Here is a 22181-nt window from a genome sequence, read left to right as displayed (position 1 = left end):
AGGTTTTCATGAAGCTCTCATCTCTGGCGCTCACCCTTTCCGCCGTATTGGCCTTGGCCGGCTGCGATAACAGCGCCGTCATTTCGCCAGAGCAACAAATGGGCCCGGACCCGACGTTGCCGGCGGCGCAAGACTTTCTGATGCCGCCGATGCAGGTGCCTAAGGGCGTTGGCTGGCAACAAGATCAGACGCCGAAAGTGGCGGAAGGCTTGAAAATCGATAAGGTGGCGGACGATTTGCTTCATCCGCGTCAGTTGCTCGCGCTGCCCAATGGCGATGTGTTGGTCGTGGAGGCCAACGGGCCGGGCACGGAAGCGGTGAGCACGCCCAAGCAGCTGATCGCCGGCCTGGTGAAAGGCCAGTCCGGTAAAGGCGGTAAAGGGGGCAATCGTATCACCCTTCTGCGCCCGACCGCCGGCGGCAACTGGGAAAAGCATGTCTTCCTCGAGGGGCTCGATTCCCCGTTCGGCGTCCAGCTGATTGGCAATACGCTGTACGTGGCCAACACCGGCAATATCATGCAGTACGCCTATCAACCGGGCGAAACGCGCATCAGCGATCCGGGTAAAGAGCTGGCCGATCTGCCGAACACGATCAATCACCACTGGACCAAAGCTCTGCTGGCCAGCCCGGACGGCAAAAAGCTGTATGTTGGCGTCGGCTCCAACAGCAACATCACCGAAAATGGCCTGGCCGTAGAGTACCGGCGCGCCGCGGTACTGGAAGTGGACACCGCCTCCGGCGCCAGCCGCATCTTCGCCAGCGGGCTGCGCAACCCGACCGGGCTACAGTGGGAACCGCACAACGGCAAGCTGTGGGCCATCGTCAACGAGCGTGACGAGATCGGCGCCGATCTGGTGCCGGACTACCTGACCTCGGTGCAGGACGGCGGCTTCTACGGCTGGCCTTACAGCTATTTCGGCCAGCACGTCGATCGTCGGGTGCAGCCGGCGCGGCCGGATCTGGTGGCGAAAGCCATCAAACCGGACTACGCCCTCAGCTCGCACGTCGCACCGCTGGGGCTGCTGTTCTACACCGCGAGCGCTCTGCCGGCCGAGTATCGCGGCGGCGCCTTTGTCAGCGAGCACGGCAGCTGGGATCGCTCGCCGCTGAACGGCTACCGAGTCAGCTACGTGGCGTTTGAACAAGGCAAGCCGGTCGGCAAGCTCAAAGCCGTGGTGACAGGTTTTGTCTCCGATGATGAGAAGGAACTCTATGGCGCCCCTGTGGGCCTGGCGATCGACAAGACCGGCGCTTTGCTGGTTGCGGATGACGTCGGCAACACCGTCTGGCGCGTCAGCGCGAAGTAAGGTTACGGGCGGGTTCCGGTGAACTCGCCCGTGACATTGTCACTCATCCCTCTGCGCCAGCCAGATCGTCATAAAGCGGAATAATCGTGCTCGCCAGTTTTTCCGTCATTAATATTGCCCCCGTCATGTCATTGGCGCAAAAAAATAGCCTTTGGTCAGAATTAAAGCGCTTATCCGATAATATATTCATCAACAGAGCGTTGACCAGAAATAAAAGGTTTTAACATTTCGACATAAACCAGTACAATTCCCTACCCTGTGTTAACCCTTTTTTTAGGTTGATTGTGTCGTTAATTCAGCCCTCTGCATCGCGAAATCGGGCCGCCGCCTGGTTAGGGATGTTTGCCATTCTGATGCTGTTCATTGCGCCGGTGGTCTCGCGATCCCTGGAGCATGTACGCGCCGGAAGTGCTGGAACGACCGCCATGGCGGATTGCGGCATGGATATGCCGATGCATCACGGGATGCATTCGCCGCCGTCTGAACCTGAAAAAGCCTCGCAGGCGCTGATGCAGCACGGCGGCGGCCACCACAACATGGCGATGATGATGGACGACAGCGCCTGCGGCTACTGCGTGCTGTTGCTGCACGCGCCGCTGCTGGACGTGAGCCACGCCCCGCTGTTCTGGTCCCAGTCGCTGGCTTCACGCCCGCCGCCGATCCATTACCTCGTTCCCCTGTTTGCCCACGTCGTTCACACCGAATTACAGCCGCGCGCGCCCCCCGTCTCTTTCCTCTGATTTAACCGCAAACCCATTGCCGTTCTCTGTATTGCCGTTGATTGCTTCAACCCGGCGGAATTAACTCGCCTAACGGTTAATCATCGAGACGACATTATTAGTCCGGTTATTTCCACGTCGATGGAATTAACCTCCCGTATTTACCGATGGTGATTTTCGCCAGGCCGCCCTACGCCTGAATAATCCCTCGGCCAAGAACGGAATAGAGTTAGCTTAAGGAAAGATGATGTTTAAACCGACTTATAAAAAGAACGCCGTCACCCGTGCCATTACCACCGCCATGCCGTTGTTCCTGCTGGCTGGCCACGCGGCGCAGGCGCATCAACCCCCTACCGGCGTCCAGGTTAATGATGGCGACGTGATCACCGTTACCGCACCGCTCTACTCTCCGCTGACCATCGTGACGTCACCGAAAACTCCGCGCCAGCCGGTGCCGGCCAGCGATGGCTCGGACTACCTGAAAACCATTCCCGGCTTTTCTCAGATCCGCAACGGCGGCACCAACGGCGATCCGGTGTTCCGCGGCATGTTCGGTTCGCGGTTGAAGATCCTCACCGACGGTTCGGAAATGCTGGGCGCCTGCCCATCGAGAATGGATGCGCCCACCTCTTACATCTCGCCGGAAAGCTTCGATCTGCTGACCATCACCAAAGGGCCGCAGACGGTGCTGTGGGGGCCGGGATCGTCGGCGGGCACCGTGCGTTTCGAACGTGAACGTCCGCGCTTCGACGAGCCGGGTATCAAGGGCAACGCCAGCGTACTGACCGGCTCCAACGGCCGCTGGGACGAGAATATCGACGCCAGCCTCGGCGCCGAGCAAGGTTACTTGCGGGTGATGGCCAACAAATCTCGTTCCAACGATTATCAGGACGGCACCAATACGCGTGTGCCGTCGCGCTGGGACAAGTGGAACGGCGATCTGGCGCTCGGCTGGACGCCGGACAACGATACGCTGCTGGAAGTGACCATGGGCCGCGGCAACGGCGAAGCGCGCTATGCCGGCCGCAGCATGGACGGTTCGCAGTTCAAGCGCGAAAGCCTGGGCATGCGGGTGGAAAAATCCAACATCGGCGAGGTGCTGGATAAGCTGGAAGCGCAGGTCTACTACAACTACGCCAACCACGTGATGGACAACGTCACCCTGCGCTCGCCGGGCAGCGGTGGCATGGGGGGGCACGGCGGCCATGGCGGTATGAGCATGGGGGGCCACGGCGGGCACATGATGTCTTCCGGCATGACGATGCAGCTCGATCGCCGCACCGTCGGCGGCCGCGTGATGGGCACCTGGCAGTGGCAGGACGTGAAGCTTGAAAGCGGCCTGGACACGCAGACCAACACCCACCGCAGCATGAGCCGCGGCAGCTGGGAAAAAGACGCCCAGTTCAACAGCTACGGCGCCTTCAGTGAGCTGACCTGGTCCACCAGCGAGCAGGATAAACTGATCGGTGGCGCGCGTCTTGATCGCACCCTGGTGGAGAATTTCCGCAGCGGCAGCGATGGGGAGCGTTCAGACACCCTGCCGAGCGGCTTTATGCGTCTTGAGCATACGCTGGCCGACCTGCCGCTGATGTTGTATGCCGGCGTCGGTTATACCGAGCGCTTCCCGGATTACTGGGAGTTATTCTCGCCGAAGCTCGGCCCGAACGGCAGCAAAGATCCGTTCTCCAGCGTCAAGAGCGAGAAAACCACGCAGCTCGACATCGGCGCGCAGTACAACGGCAAGCGCTTCAACGGCTGGGTCTCCGCTTATGTGGGCCGCGTCGATGATTTCATCCTGTTCAAATACGATCCGCACAATGCGCGTCTCAGCCAGGCCGATAACGTCAACGCCAACATCATGGGCGGCGAAATGGGCATGGGTTACCAACTGAGCGAGCACTGGAAAACCGACGCCAGCCTGGCCTACTCCTGGGGTAAAAACACCAGCGACGGCCGCCCGCTGCCGCAGATCCCGCCGCTGGAGGCACGCTTGGGGCTGACCTATGAGTACGGCGACTGGAGCGGCACCGGTCTGTGGCGTCTGGTCAGCAGCCAGCACCGTGTGGCGATCAACGAAGGCAACGTGGTGGGCAAAGACTTTGCCGAAAGCGCCGGCTTCGGCGTGCTCTCCGCCAACGCCGCCTACAAGGTGAATAAAAACGTCAAGCTGAGCGCCGGTCTGGATAATATCCTGAACAAGACCTACAGCGAGCACCTTAACCTGGCGGGCAACAGCGCCTTCGGCTATTCGGCCAACAGCGCGGTGAATGAACCGGGCCGCACCCTGTGGGCCAAGGTTAACGTCACCTTCTAAGCCATCCACCGGGCGATGGGCAACCGTCGCCCGGTCATGCGATATGCGATCCGGTTCTTAGGATATGAGTTTTAAGTTTTTCCCATTCGGTTTAGCGGCGATTACTATCACCCTCAACGTAATCAACGATCCGGAGGGAATATGCAAAAGCTCACTCGTTTTCTGGCCCTGCTCGGCGAGCTGATGATCGAAAAAGCCGACGATGTCGCGCCACAGGCTACTCAGCCAGACGATCGCGACGACGCGTTGCCACCGCGCCTCGAACGCGGCGTTCCGCTGGCCGACCGCTTCCTGTTCATGTAATTTCCCGCGCTGTTTAACCCGCTTACACTGACCGCACGATATGTTCGCGCAGCCACCGGTGCGCGGGATCCCGATGCGATCTTTCGTGCCACAGCATGGTCATTTCAAAACCCGGCACCGCCAGCGGCGGCTCGAGTTGTTGCAATAAAGGCTGATTGCGCACCAGCCGCTCCGGCAGCATCGCCACCAAATCGGACTGCGCCAGCACCGAGATCACGAAGAGAAAATGCGGCACGGAAAGCACCACGCGCCGCGTCAGCCCCACGTCCGCCAGCGCTTGGTCGGTGATGCCGTAGAAACCGGCGCCGTCCGGCGAAACCATCACCTGCTCCAATTGGCAAAATTGCGCCAGCGTCAGGTTTTCATGCAGCTTGGGATGGCCGACTCTGCCCACCAGCACATAGCGTTCACTGAACAGCGTGCGCTGACGCAAACCGGGCGGCGACCCCTCGCGGGTGTGAAACGCCAGATCGATCTCCCCCTGTTCCGCCAGTTTGGCGATGCGTGACGGCGCGGTTTCCAGCACCGCCAGCCGGGTGCCGGGCGCCGCCGTGCGCAAACCGTTCAGCGCCGGCAGGACGATGGTGGATTCGCCGTAGTCGAAGGCGGCCACACGCCAGGTATCGGTCGCCACGGCGGGATCGAACGGCGTCGCCGGCGTTACCGCCAACTCAAGCGCCGCCAGCGCCTGGCGCAGCGGTTCTCGCAGCTGCTCCGCTCTGGCGGTCGGACGCATGCCGCGCGGGCCGGGCAACAGCAGCGGATCGTCAAAGATCGCCCGCAGTTTGGCAAGATGCACGCTGACTGCCGGCTGAGAGAAATTGAGCCGCTGCGCCGCGCGCGTAACGTTGTGCTCCGCCAGCAGCGCGTCGAGCGTCACCAGCAGATTGAGATCCAGCCGCCTTAAATTATTCATGATTATACCTGGGATAACGGCAATTCATTTCTAATATACCTTGTGATGCCCTAACCTGCAGCTCTCACCCCAAGGAGAGTTGCTATGAATGTGCTGATTGTTTACGCCCACCCGGAGCCGCAGTCGCTGACCGGCTCACTGAAAAACTTCGCCGTTGAGCGTCTGACGCAGGCCGGTCATCAGGTACAGGTGTCCGATCTGTACGCCATGAAGTGGAAAGCGGCACTTGACGCCAACGACAGCCTGGAAGGCGCATCAGGGCCCCGTTTCGATCCTTCGCTGGATTCCCAGCGTGCGTTTGCCAACGGCGTGCAGAGCGCCGATATCGAACGGGAGCAGCAAAAATTGCGCTGGGCGGACGCGGTACTGTTGCAGTTTCCGCTGTGGTGGTTCTCGATGCCGGCGATTCTGAAAGGCTGGTTCGAGCGTGTCTATGCCTATGGTTTTGCCTATGGCGTCGGTGAGCATTCCGATACGCATTGGGGCGACCGTTACGGCGATGGTATGTTGGCGGGCAAACGGGCGATGCTGATCGTCAGCGCCGGTGGCTGGGAATCCCATTACGCCCCGCGCGGCATTAACGGGCCGATCGACGATATCCTGTTTCCGATCCAGCACGGCATACTGTATTACCCGGGATTGGAGGTGTTACCGCCGTTTGTCACCTATCGTGCCGGAAAGACCGACGAGACGCGCTTCGCCGCCCTGTGTGAACAGCTCGGACAGCGGCTCGATAATCTGTGGCACACTGAGCCGATTCCGTTTCGGCGGCAGAACGCCGGTGACTACCTGATCCCGCAGCTGACGCTGAAAGCACATCTCGCGCCGGGGCAAGACGGTTTTAGCATTCACCTGAAATAGCGCGAACCGCTCCTCTTATCGCGGCGCTGACGCAGCGCCGCCCCCGAGGAGGAGTTTGGCGCCCAATCCCATCATGACCAAGCCCGTAAATCTCTGCTGCCACACCAACAACCGAGGATTGCGGGCGAGCCATTGCCCCACGGTGCCGGAGGCCATAGCGACAGAGCCCAGCGAAAGGATCCCGGCCAGCTTCTGAATGGAACCTAAAACGAGCAATTGCAACCAAACCGGCCCGGTTTCAGGGTTAACAAACTGCGGGAGGAAAGCAAACATGAACAGCAGCGACTTAGGGTTGGTCAGGCTGTTAATTGCCCCTTCTTTCACCGCCTGCCACCCGGTCATCATCCGGGGTTTCAGCACGGCATCGGAACGCTGCCGGCTTACCTTCAGCATTTTTATCCCCAGCCAGACCAGATAGGCGGCCCCAACCCAACGCAATACGTCCAACGCCAGCGGATAACTATGCAACAGCGTGGCGAGGCCGAGCACCAGCATGGAAACCTGCACCATACCGGCGACAAAAACCATGCCGAAAACATTGAGCAGCGCGATGCGACGGCCTTGGCCGATACCCCGGGCCAGCGTGAGCATCATGTCCGGTCCGGGAGAGAGTTCCAGAAGGGTGAGTGCAACAAGAAAAGCAATAAACGTTTCGGCTGAAGGCATGGGGGTTATCACCGGCGAGTCAAAGGATACGGCAATCATATTCCTCCCCGGACATTCGCAACAGCACTATCAGACGCATCCGGGGAGTGTCGTTAACTCAGGGCGGCGAGAAATGCCTGATAGCCTTGCGCGCTGCTATCCAATTCGTGGGATTGCAGCGGTTCCACCGTCCCGTCCGAAGCGGCTTCCTTGCCGTAAAAGGCAAAGAACGAGGCATAATCAGCCCGCACGTAATCGGCGGTCACTTCAAACGGCCGGAAGATCTCCTCCAGCGAGTAGCGATAACGCCCTTCACGCGCGTAATCTTCTGCACGCACGCCCGCCGTGACCGCCAGCGCCAGTTTCTTGTTCTGCATCTTATAGCCGCTGCGGGAACCGTAGGCCCAGCCGTAAGTGAGCACGTCGTCCAGCCATTTTTTCAGCAGCGGCGGGCTGCTGAACCAGTAAATCGGGAACTGCAGCACGATGTTGTCATGCGCTTCAATCAACTGCTGTTCTTTGGCGACGTCGATCTGCCAGTCCGGATAGGCCTGATGCAATTCGTGCACGGTATACCGCTCCGGATAGCGACGCAGTTCCTCCAGCCAACGTTTGTTAACCACCGAGTTCGCCATATCGGGATGGGCCACGATCACCAAGGTTTTCATACTGATTTCTCCAGTCAGGTGTTTCGACGCATCTTAGGGTATGCTGACAGAATGTAAAATACGCACACTCACGACACATACTTACCTTGGAGAAAGTATAAAATGACCGCCGAATCTCACTGCAGCCCAACGGGCATCAGTCTCGAAGACACCGGCTATGGCTACACCCTGTCGGTGATCAACGGCAAATATAAAATGATTATTCTCTACTGGCTGGCGCTGTATAAGCCAGTATTGCGGTTCAACGAGCTGCAGCGCTGCATCGGCACCATTTCGTACAAAACGCTGAGTTCGACGCTGAAAGAGCTGGAAAAAGATCGCTTGGTGGTGAGAAAGGAGTATCCGCAGATCCCGCCCAAGGTGGAGTACAGCCTGTCCGAACGCGGGCGTTCGCTGATCCCGGTGATCGACATGATGTGTAACTGGGGGGAACAGCACCGGCCGGAACAGCCGGTGCCCTGAGGGGTTAGTTGTCCGCCGCCGCTGAGGTTGCCGGAGCGGGATCGTCGTGCTCAACCAACGCGTCCGCCGGCCGGCACTGGCGCAGCGTGCGTACGCTGAAAGCCACCAGCACGCCGAGCACGGCGGCGAATGCACCAAACGACAGCACGCTCATCAACGGGGTGAATACCCTGCCCAGTACGCCGAGCCCCAGCGCACCGATCGAGTCGCCGGTCACGTCCTGCGCGGTGCCCAGGCTGTTCACCCGTCCCAGCAAATGATCCGGCGTGTTGCTCTGGATCAGCATGAACTGCAGAAGTGAGGCGATAGCGTTGGCGTAGCCGTAGCACACCAGCGCCAGCAGCGCCGGCGCCAGGTGGCTGAACAGCCCCAGTGACGCGATGGCGGTGAACGCGACGATAGCGGCGATCAGGATCAGCACGCCAGGGCGAGCGTATCGCCCCACCCAGCCGCTGGTCAGCGCGCCCAGCATCGCACCGAGCGGCACCGCGGAGTACATCAGGCCGATAGAGGACGCGCCAACGTGGTAAGCGTCCTGCGCCAGCGCCGGGAACAGCACCCTGACGGCGCCGACGATGCTCATCAGCATCCCCAGCAGCACCACCGAGCCGACCACCTTATTGCGCCAGACAAACTGGAAGCCGCTGGCGAGCGCACGCAGCGGGTGTTCCGGCTCCTGCTGCTGCGGCAGCAGCGTCGGCAAGCGCACCAGCGGGACCAGGGTGCCCAGCGTCCCTGCCGCCGCGACGGCGAAGGCGAGACCGACACCCCCGAACACGATGATAATCCCGCCCAGCGCCGGTGCGAGGATCGCGCCGATGCGCACCGTCACCATGCTCAAGGCCCCTGCTGCCGCCAGGTTTTCACGCCCGACCAGCAGCGGGATCACCGCCATCAGCGCCGTCATACCCAGCGCGCCGAAGAAGCCGTCCCAGGCCGCCAGCAGGTAGAGCGCCCACAGCGACGGTGCCGGGGCGAAGGCGTTCAGGCTCAGGACGACAAAACCCAGCCCGCAGGTGCCGCGCGCAAACAGGATCAGCTTGCGGCGATCGTAGCGATCGGCAAGCACCCCGCCCAGCATCAGGCCGATAAACATACCTACGCCGTCCAGCGCCACCGCCACGCCCACCTGCAACGTGGATCCGGTCATCGCCTGGATCTGAATCGGCACCCCCACCGCCAACATGCCGAGGGAAAACACCGACAGCATGCGGGCGCAGAAAATCGCGCGAAAATGCGCATTGCTTCTCAGCAAACTGAAATCAAGAAAAAAAGAAGGTCTGGCCATAGTGTCCTGCATGTCATGTTTTAGTGCGGGCCGGGACGCACGCCCCCCGGCCCGGTTGCGTTATACCAACCCGTATTGCCGCGTCAGCAGCGAATGCAACAGCGGCCCAAGCGTCTCCAGCGAGGCCGGCGACAGAATGTCCGCGTGTTCGCAGCGCTGATGATGGCAGATCAATCCATCCAGATACGGCGCCCACACGGCGTCGATATCCATCTCCGGCGGTAGCGTCTGGTCGGCGACAAACAGCGTTGCCGTGCCGTGGAAGCGCCGGCTGCGCGCCTGAGACAGAATGCGCACCGCATCGCGGTAGTTGGCGACGATGCTGTCGAACATCGCCGCCTTCTCCGCCATCAGCGCCGGATCGCCATGATCTTCCGCCATAAACTCGGCCTGCTCCTGCGCCACCTCTTTCTGCGCGTCCTCCTCGCTGGGGCCGGTCCAATCCTGGCCTTCCGGCGGATAGGTATCCAGCATGCCGAGGAACGCCACCTCTTCACCCTGCTGCTGCAGGCGCGCGGCCATCGAGTGTGCCAGCGTGCCGCCGAGCGAATAGCCCAGCAGGTAATAAGGTCCCTGCGGCTGCAGGCGGCGCAGATTGGCCAGATGACGATCGACCATCTGCTCAATGTCCTCGCAGGTGGCGATAGCGCCATCCGGCCTTGGCGACTGTAGGCCGATGATCGGGTAGTTCCCCGGCAGATAACGGCTCAGCCCCGAGTACTGCCAGGCGAAACCGGAAGCCGGATGCAGGCAGAACAGCGCGGGGCCTTGACCCGCCCGCAGCTGCAGGCACTCGCCGACGCCACGGCTCTCGGCCGAGTTGGCGGCCTGCGCGTCATCGAGCAGGTGCGCCATCTTCTCTAGGCTACGGGCAAACATGATCTGCCCGACGCTCAGTGGCCGAGGGACGCGCCGACGCAGCTCCGCCGCCAGACGCATCGCCAGCAGCGAATGGCCGCCCAGCGCGAAGAAGTCGTCGTCGGCATACACCGTCTCACGCCCCAGCAGTTCCCCGAACAGCGCTGCCAGCAGGCGCTCGCTGTCGCTCTCCGGCGTGCGGCCGCTCTGGTGGCTCAGCTGCGGCCGTGGCAATGCCTTGCGATCCAGTTTGCCGCTGGCACTGAGCGGGAAGCTGTCGGTCATGACATAGCTGACCGGCATCATGTGCGCCGGCAAACGTTGCTCCAGCGCCTGATGCAGCGCGCCGGTATCCAGCGTCACGCCCGGTTGGGCGATCAGCCAGGCAACCAGCTGGCGCATATCGGCCCCGCCCAGCCCCGTCGCGCCCTCGCCCAGTTCGATGGCGTGCACCGCCGCTTGCGCTACCCCCGGCTGTGCCAGCAGCGCCTGCTCGATTTCGCCCAGCTCGATACGCTGGCCACGGATCTTCAGCTGATCGTCGCTGCGCCCCAAATACTCGACGCTGCCGTCTTCCAGCCAGCGGGCGATATCGCCGGTGCGATACATGCGCGCGCCGTTGCCGGCGGGATCGGCGACAAACCGCTGCGCCGTCAATCCCGGCCGATGCAGATAGCCGTCGGCCAGCTGAATGCCGCGCAGGTAGAGATCGCCGGCGCAGCCGACGGGTACCGGCCGCAGCATGGCATCGAGAATGCTCAGTTGGGTGTTCCAGACCGGTTTGCCGATCGGCACGCCGGCGCCGTTCACCGCCGCCAATGCCGCGCCGGACGCCGGTTGATAGGTGACATCGACCGCCGCCTCCGTCGGGCCATACAGGTTGTGCAGCGGTGCGGTAACCAACGCCTGATAGCGGGAGGCCAGTTCACACGACAGCGCTTCGCCGCTGCAGAACACGCGTTTCAGGCTGGCGGCGGCGCGCTGTGGCGCCCGCTCGTTCAAGGCCTCCACCCAGATAGCCAACATGGATGGAACGAAATGCAGCGTGGTCACGCCATAGTCGTCAATCAACGTCGTCAGCGCCTGCGGATCGCGGTGCGCCTCCGGCGGCGCCATCACCAGACGCGCGCCGACCATCAGCGGCCAGAAGAACTCCCAGACGGAAACGTCGAAGCTGCACGGCGTTTTCTGCAAGACCACGTCCTGCGCATCGAGCGCATACTCGTGCTGCATCCAGAACAGGCGGTTGACGATCGCCCGGTGGTTCACCACCACGCCTTTCGGTCGCCCGGTAGAGCCGGAGGTATACAGCACGTAGGCGGGATAATCGCCGTTCCCCGCCGGTGGGCGCGGCGCTGGTTCGCGCCCGCTGTCGTCCAGCACATCGAACCGCAGCGTCGGCGCCAGTGCGGCAAAGCGGGCGTCCAACGCACTTTCGGTGATAATCAACCGTGGTTTGGCGTCCTCCACCATGTAGGCCAACCGCTCGTCCGGGTAGCCGGTGTCCAGCGGCAACCAGGCGGCGCCGGTCTGCACAATCGCCGTCAGCGCCAGGCTGAGGCGCACGGAGCGTGGTAACGCCACCGCGACAATATCGCCCGGCTGAATGCCGGCCGCCGTCAGCCGCTCGGCCAACAGCGCGGCCTGGCGCTGCATGTCACGGTAGCTGAGGCTGTGCCCGGCATCCTGCAGCGCGATGCGTTCCGGCGTGCGCCGCGCTTGATCGGCGATCGCCTGATGCAAGGTGGTGTCCGCCACCGCCTGTCCAGTGCGGTTGACCGCCGCGATCAGCGCCTGTTCCTGCGGGGTTTGCAACTGCCAGCGCGGCAGCGGCAGATCCGGCTGGGCGATCCACTGTTGCAGCAGCGCCATCAGCCGCGCGGCGAAGCGCTCAGGCTGCGGCACCGAGGCGCGGTACTCCATCAACAGGCGCAGACGTTCGCCCGGCAGCACCAACAGCGTCAGCGGATAGTGGGTATAGCCTTTGTTGCGGATGGCGTCGCAGCGCAGCGACCCTTCGCCGCCCAGCAGAGCGTCGTTGTCCGGGTAGTTCTCTACCACCAACAGCGTATCGAACAGCGTGCCCGCCCCGGCCAGGTGCTGGATCTCCCCCAACCCCAAATCGTCGTGCTCCAGCAGTTCAATCTGCCGGTGCTGCAGTTCGGTCAGCTGTTCCGTCAACGAACGGTCATGCTGCAGACGAACCCGCACCGGCAGCGTGTTGCTGAATAGGCCAACGTGTTCCTCGACCCCTTCTATCTGGCCAAAGCGGCCGGAAACCGGCGAGCCGAACACCACGTCCTGATGGCCGCAATAGCTGGCCAGCTGCAGCGCCCAAATGCCCTGCATCACGGTATTGAGCGTCAACCCGCGTTCGCGGCACAGGGTCAGCAAGCGTCTTTCCTCGGCCGGCGGCAGCGTCATTTCCAGCTCATGCACGCGATCGTCCTGCACTTCACCGAACAGCAACGTTGGGCGCACATCCTGCAGCGTATCACGCCAGATGCGGCGCGAAGCTTCAGCATCCCGCGCGGTCAGGCGGCGCACGATATCGGCGTAGTTCGAACGCAGCGTCGGCAGCGCCTGCTCGCCTTCACGCAAGGCCAGCATCAGATCGTTGAGCACTACCGGCGTCGACCAGCCGTCGACGATCAAGTGATGGGCATTGAGGAACAGCGTGTGGCGTTCGCTATCGCCGTGTTTGACCCACAGCGCATGCAACATTGCGCCCGGCTGGTTGAACAGATCGCGCTGCAGCTCTTTCTGCTCCAGCTCATTCAGCGCCTGCATTTCTTGCTCGTCGGACAGCGGCAGCAGCCTGTGGCTGTCCAGCGGCCAATGGCTTTCCTGCGGTATCAGCTGCAGCGGTTCGCCCTCGCGGTTGAATCGGGCGGCCAGCTGCGGATGGCGGCGGATCACCGCATCCAGCGCCTGCTGAAGGCGATGTACGTCCAATTCTCCGCAGAGGCTCAGGCGCGTCAGCGAGTTATAGCTGCCGCCCTGCTGCGCCGTCTGTGCATGGAACAGCAGGCCGTGTTGCAACGGCAACAGCGGCAGCGCCGCGGCTAACGGCCCGCACTCCCGCTCCCAGGCGCGCACCGCCTCATCGTCGGCGCCCGGCTGGGCGATCTCGGCCGCCACCAACGTTGCCGCCGCGCGATCGGGATGCCGTTCGGCAAATTCGCACAGTGCACGCACCGCTTGCTCGATGTCGCTGTGCAGCTGCGTAATGTCGCTCTCGCTGAAAATCCCCTCCAGCCAGCTCCAGTTGATCGCCAGGCAGGCGCCGTCGCGCCGCTCTTCGACAAAGATATTCACCTCCAGGCCATACGACAGCGCCTGCTGCGCATCCTGCGCCACGGCGAAGGCGTCGCGGAAGCGGGTTTGGCTGCGTTGCGGCGCCCAGTTCCCCTCGTCCTGGCTGAAGCGCCCGAGGTAGTTGAATAAAATCTCCGGCGCATTGCGCTGCGCCAGCGCCGCCAGTTCGTCACGCCGCGGATGCAGATAACGCAGCTGGCCGTAACCGATGCCGCGATCGGCTACCGCACGCGTCGCCCGTTTCACCGCGCGCACGGCCTCATTGTGCTCAGCGTCATGCAGTTCGATGCGCAGCGGATACTCCGCCGTCAGCCAGCCGACGGTGCGGGCCAGATCGAGGCCGTCGTCCAGTTCGGCGCGGCCGTGCGACTCCAGAGAGAAACGCAGCGAAGCGGCCTGGAAACGCTGGCGACAGGCCTGAGCCAGCGCGCACAGCATGATCTCTTCAACCTGGGCGCGATAGTTCTGCGGCAAGGTGCCGAGCAACGCGGCGGTCAGCCGGCTGTCGATCAGCGTGCGCCGTTCGCTCACCGAGGCGAGGCGATCGGTCTGCGGATCCAGCGCGCGCCGGCCCAAACGCGGCACGTCGTCCGCCAGCATCTGCCGCCAGAACGGCAGCTCGGCTTCGCGGCGTTCGACGTCGGCTCGTAGGCGTGCAGACCACTCATAGAGCGAGGTTTCTTCCGGCGGCAGCATGATCGGCTGCCCCTGCATGGCGCTGTCGGCCACTTGCCGCAGTTCGTCGAGCAAGATGCGCCAGGAAACGCCGTCGACCACCAGATGGTGGATCGCCAGCACCAGCCCCAGGCTCTGCTCGTCGCGCTGCAGCAGGATGGCTTGCATCATGGCGCCGGCCGCCGGATCGAGATGGTCAAGCGCGGCATCAAACGCCTGTTCTGCCGCTGATTCCAGCTCACCGGACACGGTATTAACCTGCATCAGCTCACCGGCGGCGGCGGTTTCAACCACCAACTGACCGTCGCGGATCCGCGCGCCCAGCGCCGGGTGTGCCGTGTGCAGCTGTTCCAACGCATAACGCAGCTGTTGCGGCTGCAGCTCGGCAGGTACACGCAGGAAAACGCCGTGCGCGAAGCGGCGATGCATATCGCCCGTCTCGGCAAACCAGTGCAGGATCGGCAGCCCGTCGATCGGGCCTTGCTGTACGCTGCGTGCAGCCTGAGAGTCTACGGCCAGCGGCTGCATCGCCTGCGCCATGCGCGCGGGGGTGTGCAGCGCGAAGATCTCGCGCGGCCGCAACAGATACCCTTTGCGCCGCAGGGCGGTACCCAGCCCCATCGCCGAGATGCTGTCGCCGCCGAGCGCGAAGAAATCGTCGTCGGCGCCGACGCGATCCATCCCCAGCAGCTGCGCCATGGCGCCGCAAATCAGCCTTTCCTGCTCGGTGGCCGGCTCGCGAATGCTTTGCGCCAGCGTCTCCTGCGGTTTTGGCAGCGCCTGGCGGTCAATCTTGCCATTCACGTTAAGCGGCAGCTCCGGCATCACCACCAGGATCGCCGGCACCATATAATCCGGCAGACGCTGCGCCAGTTGCCCCAGCAGTTCGCTTTGCAGCGTGGGTGAGGCGCGCCGCGCGTCATTCTGCACCGAGCAATAGCCGATCAGGCGATAGGTAGCGCCGATCGGCTCGGCGATCACCACCGCACGCCCCACGTCCGGCAAGGCGGCCAAGGCGCTTTCCACCTCACCCAGCTCGACGCGGAAGCCGCGCACCTTGATTTGGTGATCGGTCCGGCCAATGAATACCAGCTGACCCTCCGCGCTCCAGCGCATCAGATCGCCGCTGCGGTACATCACCTCGCCTTCGGCGAACGGGTTGGCGACAAAGCGCGCCGCCGTCAGATCCGGGCGCCGCAGGTAACCGCGCGCGATGCCTTTGCCGGAAATGTACAGCTCGCCCGCCGCGCCGATCGGCACCGGCTGCAGCCGGCTGTCGAGCAGCCAGACGGCGGTATTGGCGAGGGGACGCCCGATCACCGGCTGATCGGCGGCCGTGACCGGCGCGCCGAGGGTATCGACGGTATATTCTGACGGGCCGTAATAGTTGTGGATCTCCACCTCCGGATGCTGCTGCATCAGGTTCCACAGCGTCGGCGTTGCCGCCTCACCGCCGATCATCACGAACGCCGGCAGCGGGAACTGCCCCTTCAGCAGGCCGCAGTCCACCAGTTGTGAGAAGAACGACGGCGTGATGTCCAGCAGATCGATCGGCGTCTGTTGGGTTTGTTCCAGAAGCGCCCAGGGGTCGCGGCGCAGCTCCTCGTCGAAGATAACCAGTTCGCTGCCCATCATCATGCAGAACAGCGGTTCCCAGGAGGAGTCGAAAGAAAACGAGGCGGTATGGCCGGCGCGCAAGCGGCGCGCGTGGCGAGCCTGGAATTTTTCGATCGCCGGGCCAAACAGAGAGGCCTGGTGCGACAGGAACAGGTTCAGCAGCCCGCGGTGCGTGGACATCACGCCCTTGGGTTTGCCGGTCGAACCGGAGGTGTAAATCATATAGGCCAGATGCGCCTCGTTCAGCGGCGCACGCCGTTCGTCGTCCGTTATCGGCGTGGCCTCGGCAGCCGCGCAGCGCGCCAGGCACGCTGCGTCGTCCAGGCACAATACCTGCGGCAGATCCGGCATATTGAGCTGCGTCGCGCGGTGGGTCAGCAACATTACCGGCCGCGCGTCGTCGCACATCAGCGCCAGGCGTTCACGCGGGTAATCCAGATCGAGCGGCATATAGGCCGCGCCGCTGGCCAACACGCCGAACAGCGCGACCAGCGTGTCCACCGAGCGCGGAATGCCGATGGCCACCACGTCTTCAGCGCCGATGCCGCTTTCGATTAGCACTCGCCCCAACTGCATCACCCGTTCGGAGAGCTGCCGGTAGCTGAGGCGCTCGTCGCCGCAGGCCACCGCCAATGCCTCAGGCTGGCGTTCAACCTGGCGCTGGAACGCATCCAAGATTGACACCATGCCCGTCGGCGGCGTCAGATCGGCGCCGCGCCCCCAGGCCGCGAGTTGCCTTAGCTCCCCTTCGCCGATCAGCGCCAGTTGAGCGTTCGGCTGGTGCGGCTGTCGCGCCAACTGCTGCAGCCAATGGCCGATGCGCTCCGCGTGATGATGCAAGGTGCGCGGCGAGTATTTGGCCGGGTTGGCCACCAAAGACAGCGTCAGCACGCCGTTGCGAAAGCCGATCTCAAACTCCAGGTCATCGACCGGCCCCATCGCCAGCGTATGGGTAACGGCCGCTTGGCCGTCGAACGACAAGGCGCTGTGGTAGACCTTGACGTTGATCACCGGCCCGTACAGTTCCTGATGGCCACCGACCAGGCCGAGATCGCGCTTGATCTGCTCCGCCTCATAGCGTTGATGGCGGCGCGCCTGTTTGATCTGCGCTACGGTCGCCTGGCAGACGTCCGCCAGCGACAGCTCCGGCGTCACGTTCAGCAGCAGCGGCAGCACGTTGACCACCGGGCCGACCGCCGCCAGCGCCTGCGACCCCATCCGCCGCATGAAAGGAAAACCGACTGAGAAGCGGGTTTCGCCGCTCATGCGCGCCAGATACATCGCCAGCGCCGCCGTGACGATGTCGGCCGGTTGCAGCGCCTGCAACGCGTCGTCGCGCAGCGCTTCGTCAAACAGTGACTCCGGCAGCACCAGCACCTGTTTGAGCGGCCGGGCGCCCGGTTCAACCTCCCGGCTTTCCGTCGATAATGACAGCGGCGACGGCAGTTCGCGCAGATGCTGGCGCCAGAATTCGGCCGCCCGCTCACGTGCGGGCGACGTTTGCCATTGCTGAAACTCTTCCACTACCTTGCCGAACGGGGTAAACGGCGAGGCCACCGGCGACAGCCCGTGGCGCAGCGCGCGATAGATATCGGCGATCCGGCGGGTGATGGCTTCGAAACTGAAGCCGTCCAGGGTCAGATGATGAAAGCGCTGGTACCAAAACCAACGATCGGCGCTGACGCGGATTATCGCATGGCGATAAAGCGACCGTTCGCCGTCCGCAGGCAAATCCTGCGCCAGATCGTCGTTCATCAGCGCCAGCGCCGCCTGTTCGGCGTCCGGCTGCGCGCTGAAATCGAACCACTCCGGCGCCTGTACGCGCGCAGGGTCGGCTATCAACGGGAGACGCTGCACCGGCTGGCCGTCCTGCGCCTCAAAGAACCGCGCCTGAACCGTATCCGCTTCGGCCAGCCCCTGACGGATCGCGCGCTCCAGCGCCGAACGATCGATAGCGCCGTGCAATTCGGTGTAGTGCGCCACGGCGAAGCTGTTACGCCGCAGCGCGATTTGGTCGGCGATCCAGATCCCCGGTTGCGCCGCAACCAGCGGATAATCCCGATACTCGACCTGAGTATCCGGTAAAGAAAGCGTTTCTGACATGGTGTCTGTCCTTTCCCTCAAACGGAATGTATCGATGTGGCTGTGCGGCGATTAACGCGGCGCATCCGCCGCTTTCAGCGCCGCCGGCCGCATGTCCTGCCAGTGCGTTTCGATGTAGTCGATGCATTCGCCGCGCGACGCCGGCCCCATCAGCACGCGCCACCCCTGCGGCGTATCGGCAAACTGCGGCCACAGCGAGTACTGCTGTTGCGCGTTGATCAGCACGGAGAAACGGAGATTTTCGTCATCGAACGGGTTTTGTTGTTCCTGAGTCATTTGCCTTACCTGTCTGTCAAAATGTGGGATTACTTCATTGCGGAAAGCAGCTGGCGCACGCCGTCCACCAGGCCACCGCGCCAGCAGAGCGCATCGTGCCCGCCGGAAAACACGCGGTATTCGGCGCGGTGCCCTGCCGCTGCCAGAGCCTGATGCATCTGGCGATTAACGAATTCGATGTCCGCCTCCCGATCGCCGGCTTGCTGAATCACGGTGAGCTTGGGCGCCGCCGGGTTGCGTTGCCGAACCTGGCGTATCAGCCAGCCTTCTTCCAGCTCGTGGCGTTTTTCGAACTGGGTAACGAATTGCACCGTAGGCCACCAGAAGGAGCCGGACTGGCTCAGCACGTGGCCGAAGCGCTCTGGCCAGTGCAACCCGGCATATAACGCCGCCAGCCCGCCGTAGCTCTGGCCGGCGACGACGGTGCGCGCCCCTGCCTCGCTGAACGGTTCGCGCCGCTGCGCCTGCGGCAACAGTTCGTCGATCACCGCCTGCCAAAACGCGGCGTTGCAAGGCAGCTCGTTTTCCCGGTGTTCGCCGTCGATCGCATCGATCAGCAGCCAACATGCGGCCGGCAGGTGCCCTTGTGCGGTTTCGTGCTCGATCACCGGCAACAGCGCGTGCTTTTCGATCCAGTTTTGGCCATCGAGCAGCAGCACCAGCGGGCGATTCGCTTTCATCGCCGCGTCGCCGCTGGCATACAGCCAAACTCGCCGCTGATTATCCAGCCGTTCGCTCTGCCACTGGAAAAGCTGCAGCCGCGCCTCCTCCAGTGGCCGATCGACGGCCTGCCAGGCGCTTTGATCGTCGGCATCCGGCCCTTGCGCCAGGGATACGGGCCGCGGGCGATGAGACGGTCCCAACGAGAGACGATTCAGCGGATCGGCAATCGCCAACGGGAACAGCGATACCCACCAGGCACGCTGCTGGCGGTCGCGCAACGTTTCGTCGTCGCTGAATGCGGGGGGAAGATCCCGGTCGGTAATGGGGATCAGGCTGTAGCTACCGCGCCAGCGGCGATCGACTACGGCCGAGCCGTACCAAACGTCGGTGCCGGGGAGCCGGGTCAGGCCGCTGGGGGACGTGCTGTGGTGATCGGTAATGCCGTTGATATCGGCGTAAACGCGGCATATCGGCGAGTGCCGTTCATCGCCGGCGGGATCGCGCCATAGCCAGGTCATTTTGACGTGACTGTCATCGTGCGGTTCGACGACAGGCGTGCCCTGAGCGGCAACCTTCTGCCACCACGCGGATTGCCCTGCCGCCTCTTCACGCAGCCACTGCGCCGCCAATCCCTCACGACCGTTTTCTGGCCTCTTTTCCGGCAAAAACTCCATAGCGCCCCTTACATAACATGAGTGTCTTTTACAAAACCTGACAATCGTATTGATACTCATTATCATTTTCAATACTATTTGTCGGATTTTTACCGTCGTGCAAACACGACGTCTCCACGTCGACGGGACAAGACCGCTTGTCGGCATTTCGGGGTTTATCAGGGTGGCATGACACACAAAAGTAGGTATTCAGGAGAGATAATGAAGATTAAAAACAAAGGGATAGAAAACGCGAACGCGGAGGCGATGTCCGCCAAGCGTCTGTTGCTGGGATCGGCGCTGGCCTTACTGCCCTTGGCGCCACACGCGTCCGCCGCAGCGGACGAGACGATTCTGGTGACCGCCGACGCGCAAAACAGCGTGACCGCGCCGGTCAAAGGGAGCGTCGCCAAAGAGAGCGCTGCCGGCACCAAGACCGCCACCGCTCTGCGCAAGACGCCGCAGTCCATCTCGGTGGTCACGCGCGAGCAGATGAACGATCAGGAGCCGGCGTCGGTCGCCGACGCGCTGAACTACACCAGCGGGGTGATCACCACCTACCGCGGCAACTCCAACCGCAATGACGAAGTGATCAGCCGCGGCTTCCGTTATGCGCCCAAGCTGCTCGACGGCCTGCACTTTGGCCTCTCGAGCCAAAACGGCGGCGCCGGGCAGATCGATCCCTGGCTGCTGGAGCGCGTGGAGATGGTGCACGGCCCGGCCGGCGTGCTGTACGGCCAGGTCAGCCCCGGCGGCGTGGTGGTGATGACCAGTAAACGCCCCACCGCCCAGAGCATTCACGAAGTCAAATTCAGCACCGGCAACCGCCATCTGGCGGAAACGGCGTTTGATTTTGGCGGCAAACTTAACGACGACAACACCCTGTTCTACCGCCTGAACGGTATCGCCCGAACCGAACATGAGTTTGTCAAAGACAGCAAGCAGCAACGGGTGGCCATCGCCCCGGCCTTCACCTGGCTGCCGAACGAAGATACCAGCTTTACGCTGTTGACCAGCTACCAGAACGATCCGAAAGCCGGATCGCGTAACTTCCTGCCGCGTTCCGGCACGCTGTTCCCGACCAGCGCGGGCTACGTGCCTTACGACTTCAACGTCAGCGAACCCAGCTTCAACAAGTCGCGGCGCGAACAGGCGTCGATCGGCTACAGCCTCGAGCATAACTTCAGCGATGCGCTGTCGTTTACCCAGAACCTGCGCTTCACCCACCGTGATGAAGACTATAAATATCTGGTTTATAACGTAAACTCGACGGTCAACGACCACACCGTCACCCGCATGGCGCAGCATGAAACGCAGATGACCAACGAGTTTGGCGTGGATAACCAGTTGAAGGGTTTGTTCGACACCGGCGAGGTGAAGCACACGGTGCTGGGCGGGTTGGATTACCGCTACAGCCATATCGATTCGAAGATGTATCGCGATCGCGGTAACGATTACCCGATCGACTGGGCCAACCCGGTTCGCCCCAGCATCGATGGCAGCACGTTGGCGCTGGCTTCCAGCGATTTGAAGACGCTGAATCAGGTCGGGGTGTATCTGCAGGACCAGCTGGAGTGGAATAACTGGAACCTGCTGCTGTCCGGCCGTCAGGACTGGTCGCAGGTCAACACCCGCGATCGCACCAGCGGCGGCAAAGAGCAGACCTATAACGATGCCCAGTTCACCGGCCGCGCGGGCCTGCTCTACGCCTTCGACAACGGCATTTCACCGTATGTCAGCTACAGTACCTCGTTCGATCCTAACCTGTACCCAAGTGCCGCGGGCGCCGATCCGCTCAAGCCGACCACCGGCAAGCAAACCGAGGTGGGCGTGAAGTACCAGATCCCGGGCGGCAACACCCTACTGACCCTCTCCTGGTTCGACATTACCCAGCGCAATGTGGCGTCTTATAACCGTCTCACCTCCGCCTACGAGCAGATCGGTGAGGTGAAATCCAAAGGGATTGAGGCGGAAGTGCACGCTCAGCCTACGCCGGAGATCACGCTGACCGCCGCTTATACCTACACCGACGTAGTGACCAAAGACTCCAACTCGGCGGATGAAATTGGCCACAGCCCGGCGGGCATCCCGCGCCACGCGGCCTCCGCCTGGGGCAGCTACAGCGTCCTGAGCGGTGCGCTGAACGGCCTGACCGTCGGCAGCGGCGTGCGTTACATCGGCGATGCGCCGGCCGACGCCACCGGCCAGTACGACGTGCCGCACTACACGCTGTACGATGCCATGGTGAAATATGACCTCGGCCAGGCTTCGTCGGCGCTGCGCGGTGCGGCGCTCCAGCTCAACGTGCAGAACCTGACGGACAAGAAATACGTCTCATCCTGCAGCGGCGAGTACGCCTGCTTCTACGGCAGCGGCCGCAGCATCATCGCTTCGGTCAACTACCGCTGGTAACAAAAAGGGGTGGCCAACATCGTAATGTCTGTCAGTTAGCGTTTTTCTGAAGGTATTGATGACGTTTTCGGGCGATAAATGAAAATGAGCAAGGGGCCGTAAGATGCTGCCCCTTGCAAC

General features: G+C 62.6%; 14 protein-coding genes. 7 read left to right on the top strand and 7 right to left on the bottom strand.

The annotated features are described in order from the left end of the window. The first annotated feature begins 8 nt into the window (after window positions 1-8). From BVU99_RS15905 to BVU99_RS25140, 4 genes are all read left to right on the top strand, one after another. Window positions 9-1310 (top strand): sorbosone dehydrogenase family protein, encoded by a 1302-nt coding sequence (locus BVU99_RS15905; RefSeq protein ID WP_099817275.1) that lies wholly within the window; start codon window positions 9-11, stop codon window positions 1308-1310. Window positions 1311-1648: 338 nt separating this feature from the next. Continuing rightward, window positions 1649-2050: a DUF2946 domain-containing protein gene (locus BVU99_RS15900; RefSeq protein ID WP_071826117.1), complete on the top strand. Its 402-nt coding sequence runs from the start codon at window positions 1649-1651 to the stop codon at window positions 2048-2050. 280 nt (window positions 2051-2330) lie between these two features. Beyond that, window positions 2331-4343: a TonB-dependent copper receptor gene (locus BVU99_RS15895; RefSeq protein WP_337661672.1), complete on the top strand. Its 2013-nt coding sequence runs from the start codon at window positions 2331-2333 to the stop codon at window positions 4341-4343. Between the two features lie 141 nt (window positions 4344-4484). Beyond that, the gene (locus BVU99_RS25140; protein WP_162837924.1) at window positions 4485-4646 is read left to right on the top strand and encodes a hypothetical protein; all 162 of its coding nucleotides are present in this window, start codon (window positions 4485-4487) and stop codon (window positions 4644-4646) included. A gap of 22 nt (window positions 4647-4668) precedes the next feature. Here the strand turns inward: BVU99_RS25140 and BVU99_RS15890 are convergent, their stop codons facing one another. Beyond that, complete coding sequence (locus tag BVU99_RS15890; protein ID WP_049295626.1) at window positions 4669-5562, bottom strand: LysR family transcriptional regulator; 894 nt, start codon at window positions 5560-5562, stop codon at window positions 4669-4671. An 84-nt stretch (window positions 5563-5646) separates the two neighbouring features. Between BVU99_RS15890 and BVU99_RS15885 the strand changes: the two genes are divergently transcribed. Next, window positions 5647-6423: an NAD(P)H-dependent oxidoreductase gene (locus tag BVU99_RS15885; protein ID WP_099817274.1), complete on the top strand. Its 777-nt coding sequence runs from the start codon at window positions 5647-5649 to the stop codon at window positions 6421-6423. Window positions 6424-6438: 15 nt separating this feature from the next. Here the strand turns inward: BVU99_RS15885 and BVU99_RS15880 are convergent, their stop codons facing one another. Then, on the bottom strand, window positions 6439-7089 hold the full coding sequence (locus tag BVU99_RS15880) for a LysE family translocator (protein WP_072008229.1): 651 nt from the start codon (window positions 7087-7089) through the stop codon (window positions 6439-6441). 92 nt (window positions 7090-7181) lie between these two features. After that, complete coding sequence (locus BVU99_RS15875; RefSeq protein WP_043137298.1) at window positions 7182-7736, bottom strand: NAD(P)H-dependent oxidoreductase; 555 nt, start codon at window positions 7734-7736, stop codon at window positions 7182-7184. 102 nt (window positions 7737-7838) lie between these two features. Here BVU99_RS15875 and BVU99_RS15870 point away from each other — a divergent pair, with 102 nt between their 5' ends. After that, window positions 7839-8198: a helix-turn-helix domain-containing protein gene (locus tag BVU99_RS15870; RefSeq protein ID WP_025302868.1), complete on the top strand. Its 360-nt coding sequence runs from the start codon at window positions 7839-7841 to the stop codon at window positions 8196-8198. A gap of 4 nt (window positions 8199-8202) precedes the next feature. On the opposite strand, the gene entS is transcribed toward BVU99_RS15870, so the two are convergent. Genes entS through fes form a run of 4 tightly spaced genes read right to left on the bottom strand, consistent with a single transcriptional unit; the run spans window position 8203 to window position 19670 of the window. After that, entirely contained in the window at window positions 8203-9486 is a 1284-nt protein-coding gene (gene entS / locus BVU99_RS15865) for an enterobactin transporter EntS (RefSeq protein WP_099817273.1), read from the bottom strand. A gap of 60 nt (window positions 9487-9546) precedes the next feature. Beyond that, the gene (locus BVU99_RS15860; protein WP_099817272.1) at window positions 9547-18057 is read right to left on the bottom strand and encodes a non-ribosomal peptide synthetase; all 8511 of its coding nucleotides are present in this window, start codon (window positions 18055-18057) and stop codon (window positions 9547-9549) included. A 51-nt stretch (window positions 18058-18108) separates the two neighbouring features. After that, window positions 18109-18333 carry an MbtH family protein gene (locus BVU99_RS15855; protein WP_025302871.1) on the bottom strand — a complete coding sequence of 75 codons (225 nt, stop codon included), beginning with the start codon at window positions 18331-18333 and terminating at the stop codon, window positions 18109-18111. A 29-nt stretch (window positions 18334-18362) separates the two neighbouring features. Beyond that, window positions 18363-19670 (bottom strand): enterochelin esterase, encoded by a 1308-nt coding sequence (gene fes, locus BVU99_RS15850; protein WP_235614443.1) that lies wholly within the window; start codon window positions 19668-19670, stop codon window positions 18363-18365. A 201-nt stretch (window positions 19671-19871) separates the two neighbouring features. Between fes and BVU99_RS15845 the strand changes: the two genes are divergently transcribed. Then, window positions 19872-22061 (top strand): TonB-dependent siderophore receptor, encoded by a 2190-nt coding sequence (locus tag BVU99_RS15845; RefSeq protein WP_099817271.1) that lies wholly within the window; start codon window positions 19872-19874, stop codon window positions 22059-22061. The last annotated feature ends 120 nt before the right edge of the window (window positions 22062-22181 follow it).

It is taken from the genome of Serratia sp. OLAL2 (assembly GCF_002752475.1).
GTDB lineage: Bacteria > Pseudomonadota > Gammaproteobacteria > Enterobacterales > Enterobacteriaceae > Serratia > Serratia bockelmannii.
Note: the sequence above shows the minus strand (reverse complement) of the source record. Positions and strands in the feature narration are given on the sequence as shown.

What these genes read in the sequence shown, in the direction of transcription:
- BVU99_RS15855 (WP_025302871.1), bottom strand. Translation starts at nt 18,333, where the DNA reads ATGACTCAGGAACAACAAAACCCGTTCGATGACGAAAATCTCCGTTTC.
- BVU99_RS15880 (WP_072008229.1), bottom strand. Translation starts at nt 7,089, where the DNA reads ATGCCTTCAGCCGAAACGTTTATTGCTTTTCTTGTTGCACTCACCCTT.
- BVU99_RS15885 (WP_099817274.1), top strand. Translation starts at nt 5,647, where the DNA reads ATGAATGTGCTGATTGTTTACGCCCACCCGGAGCCGCAGTCGCTGACC.
- BVU99_RS15860 (WP_099817272.1), bottom strand. Translation starts at nt 18,057, where the DNA reads ATGTCAGAAACGCTTTCTTTACCGGATACTCAGGTCGAGTATCGGGAT.
- BVU99_RS25140 (WP_162837924.1), top strand. Translation starts at nt 4,485, where the DNA reads ATGCAAAAGCTCACTCGTTTTCTGGCCCTGCTCGGCGAGCTGATGATC.
- BVU99_RS15895 (WP_337661672.1), top strand. Translation starts at nt 2,331, where the DNA reads ATGCCGTTGTTCCTGCTGGCTGGCCACGCGGCGCAGGCGCATCAACCC.
- BVU99_RS15890 (WP_049295626.1), bottom strand. Translation starts at nt 5,562, where the DNA reads ATGAATAATTTAAGGCGGCTGGATCTCAATCTGCTGGTGACGCTCGAC.
- BVU99_RS15900 (WP_071826117.1), top strand. Translation starts at nt 1,649, where the DNA reads ATGTTTGCCATTCTGATGCTGTTCATTGCGCCGGTGGTCTCGCGATCC.
- fes (WP_235614443.1), bottom strand. Translation starts at nt 19,670, where the DNA reads ATGGAGTTTTTGCCGGAAAAGAGGCCAGAAAACGGTCGTGAGGGATTG.
- BVU99_RS15870 (WP_025302868.1), top strand. Translation starts at nt 7,839, where the DNA reads ATGACCGCCGAATCTCACTGCAGCCCAACGGGCATCAGTCTCGAAGAC.
- BVU99_RS15905 (WP_099817275.1), top strand. Translation starts at nt 9, where the DNA reads ATGAAGCTCTCATCTCTGGCGCTCACCCTTTCCGCCGTATTGGCCTTG.
- entS (WP_099817273.1), bottom strand. Translation starts at nt 9,486, where the DNA reads ATGGCCAGACCTTCTTTTTTTCTTGATTTCAGTTTGCTGAGAAGCAAT.
- BVU99_RS15875 (WP_043137298.1), bottom strand. Translation starts at nt 7,736, where the DNA reads ATGAAAACCTTGGTGATCGTGGCCCATCCCGATATGGCGAACTCGGTG.
- BVU99_RS15845 (WP_099817271.1), top strand. Translation starts at nt 19,872, where the DNA reads ATGAAGATTAAAAACAAAGGGATAGAAAACGCGAACGCGGAGGCGATG.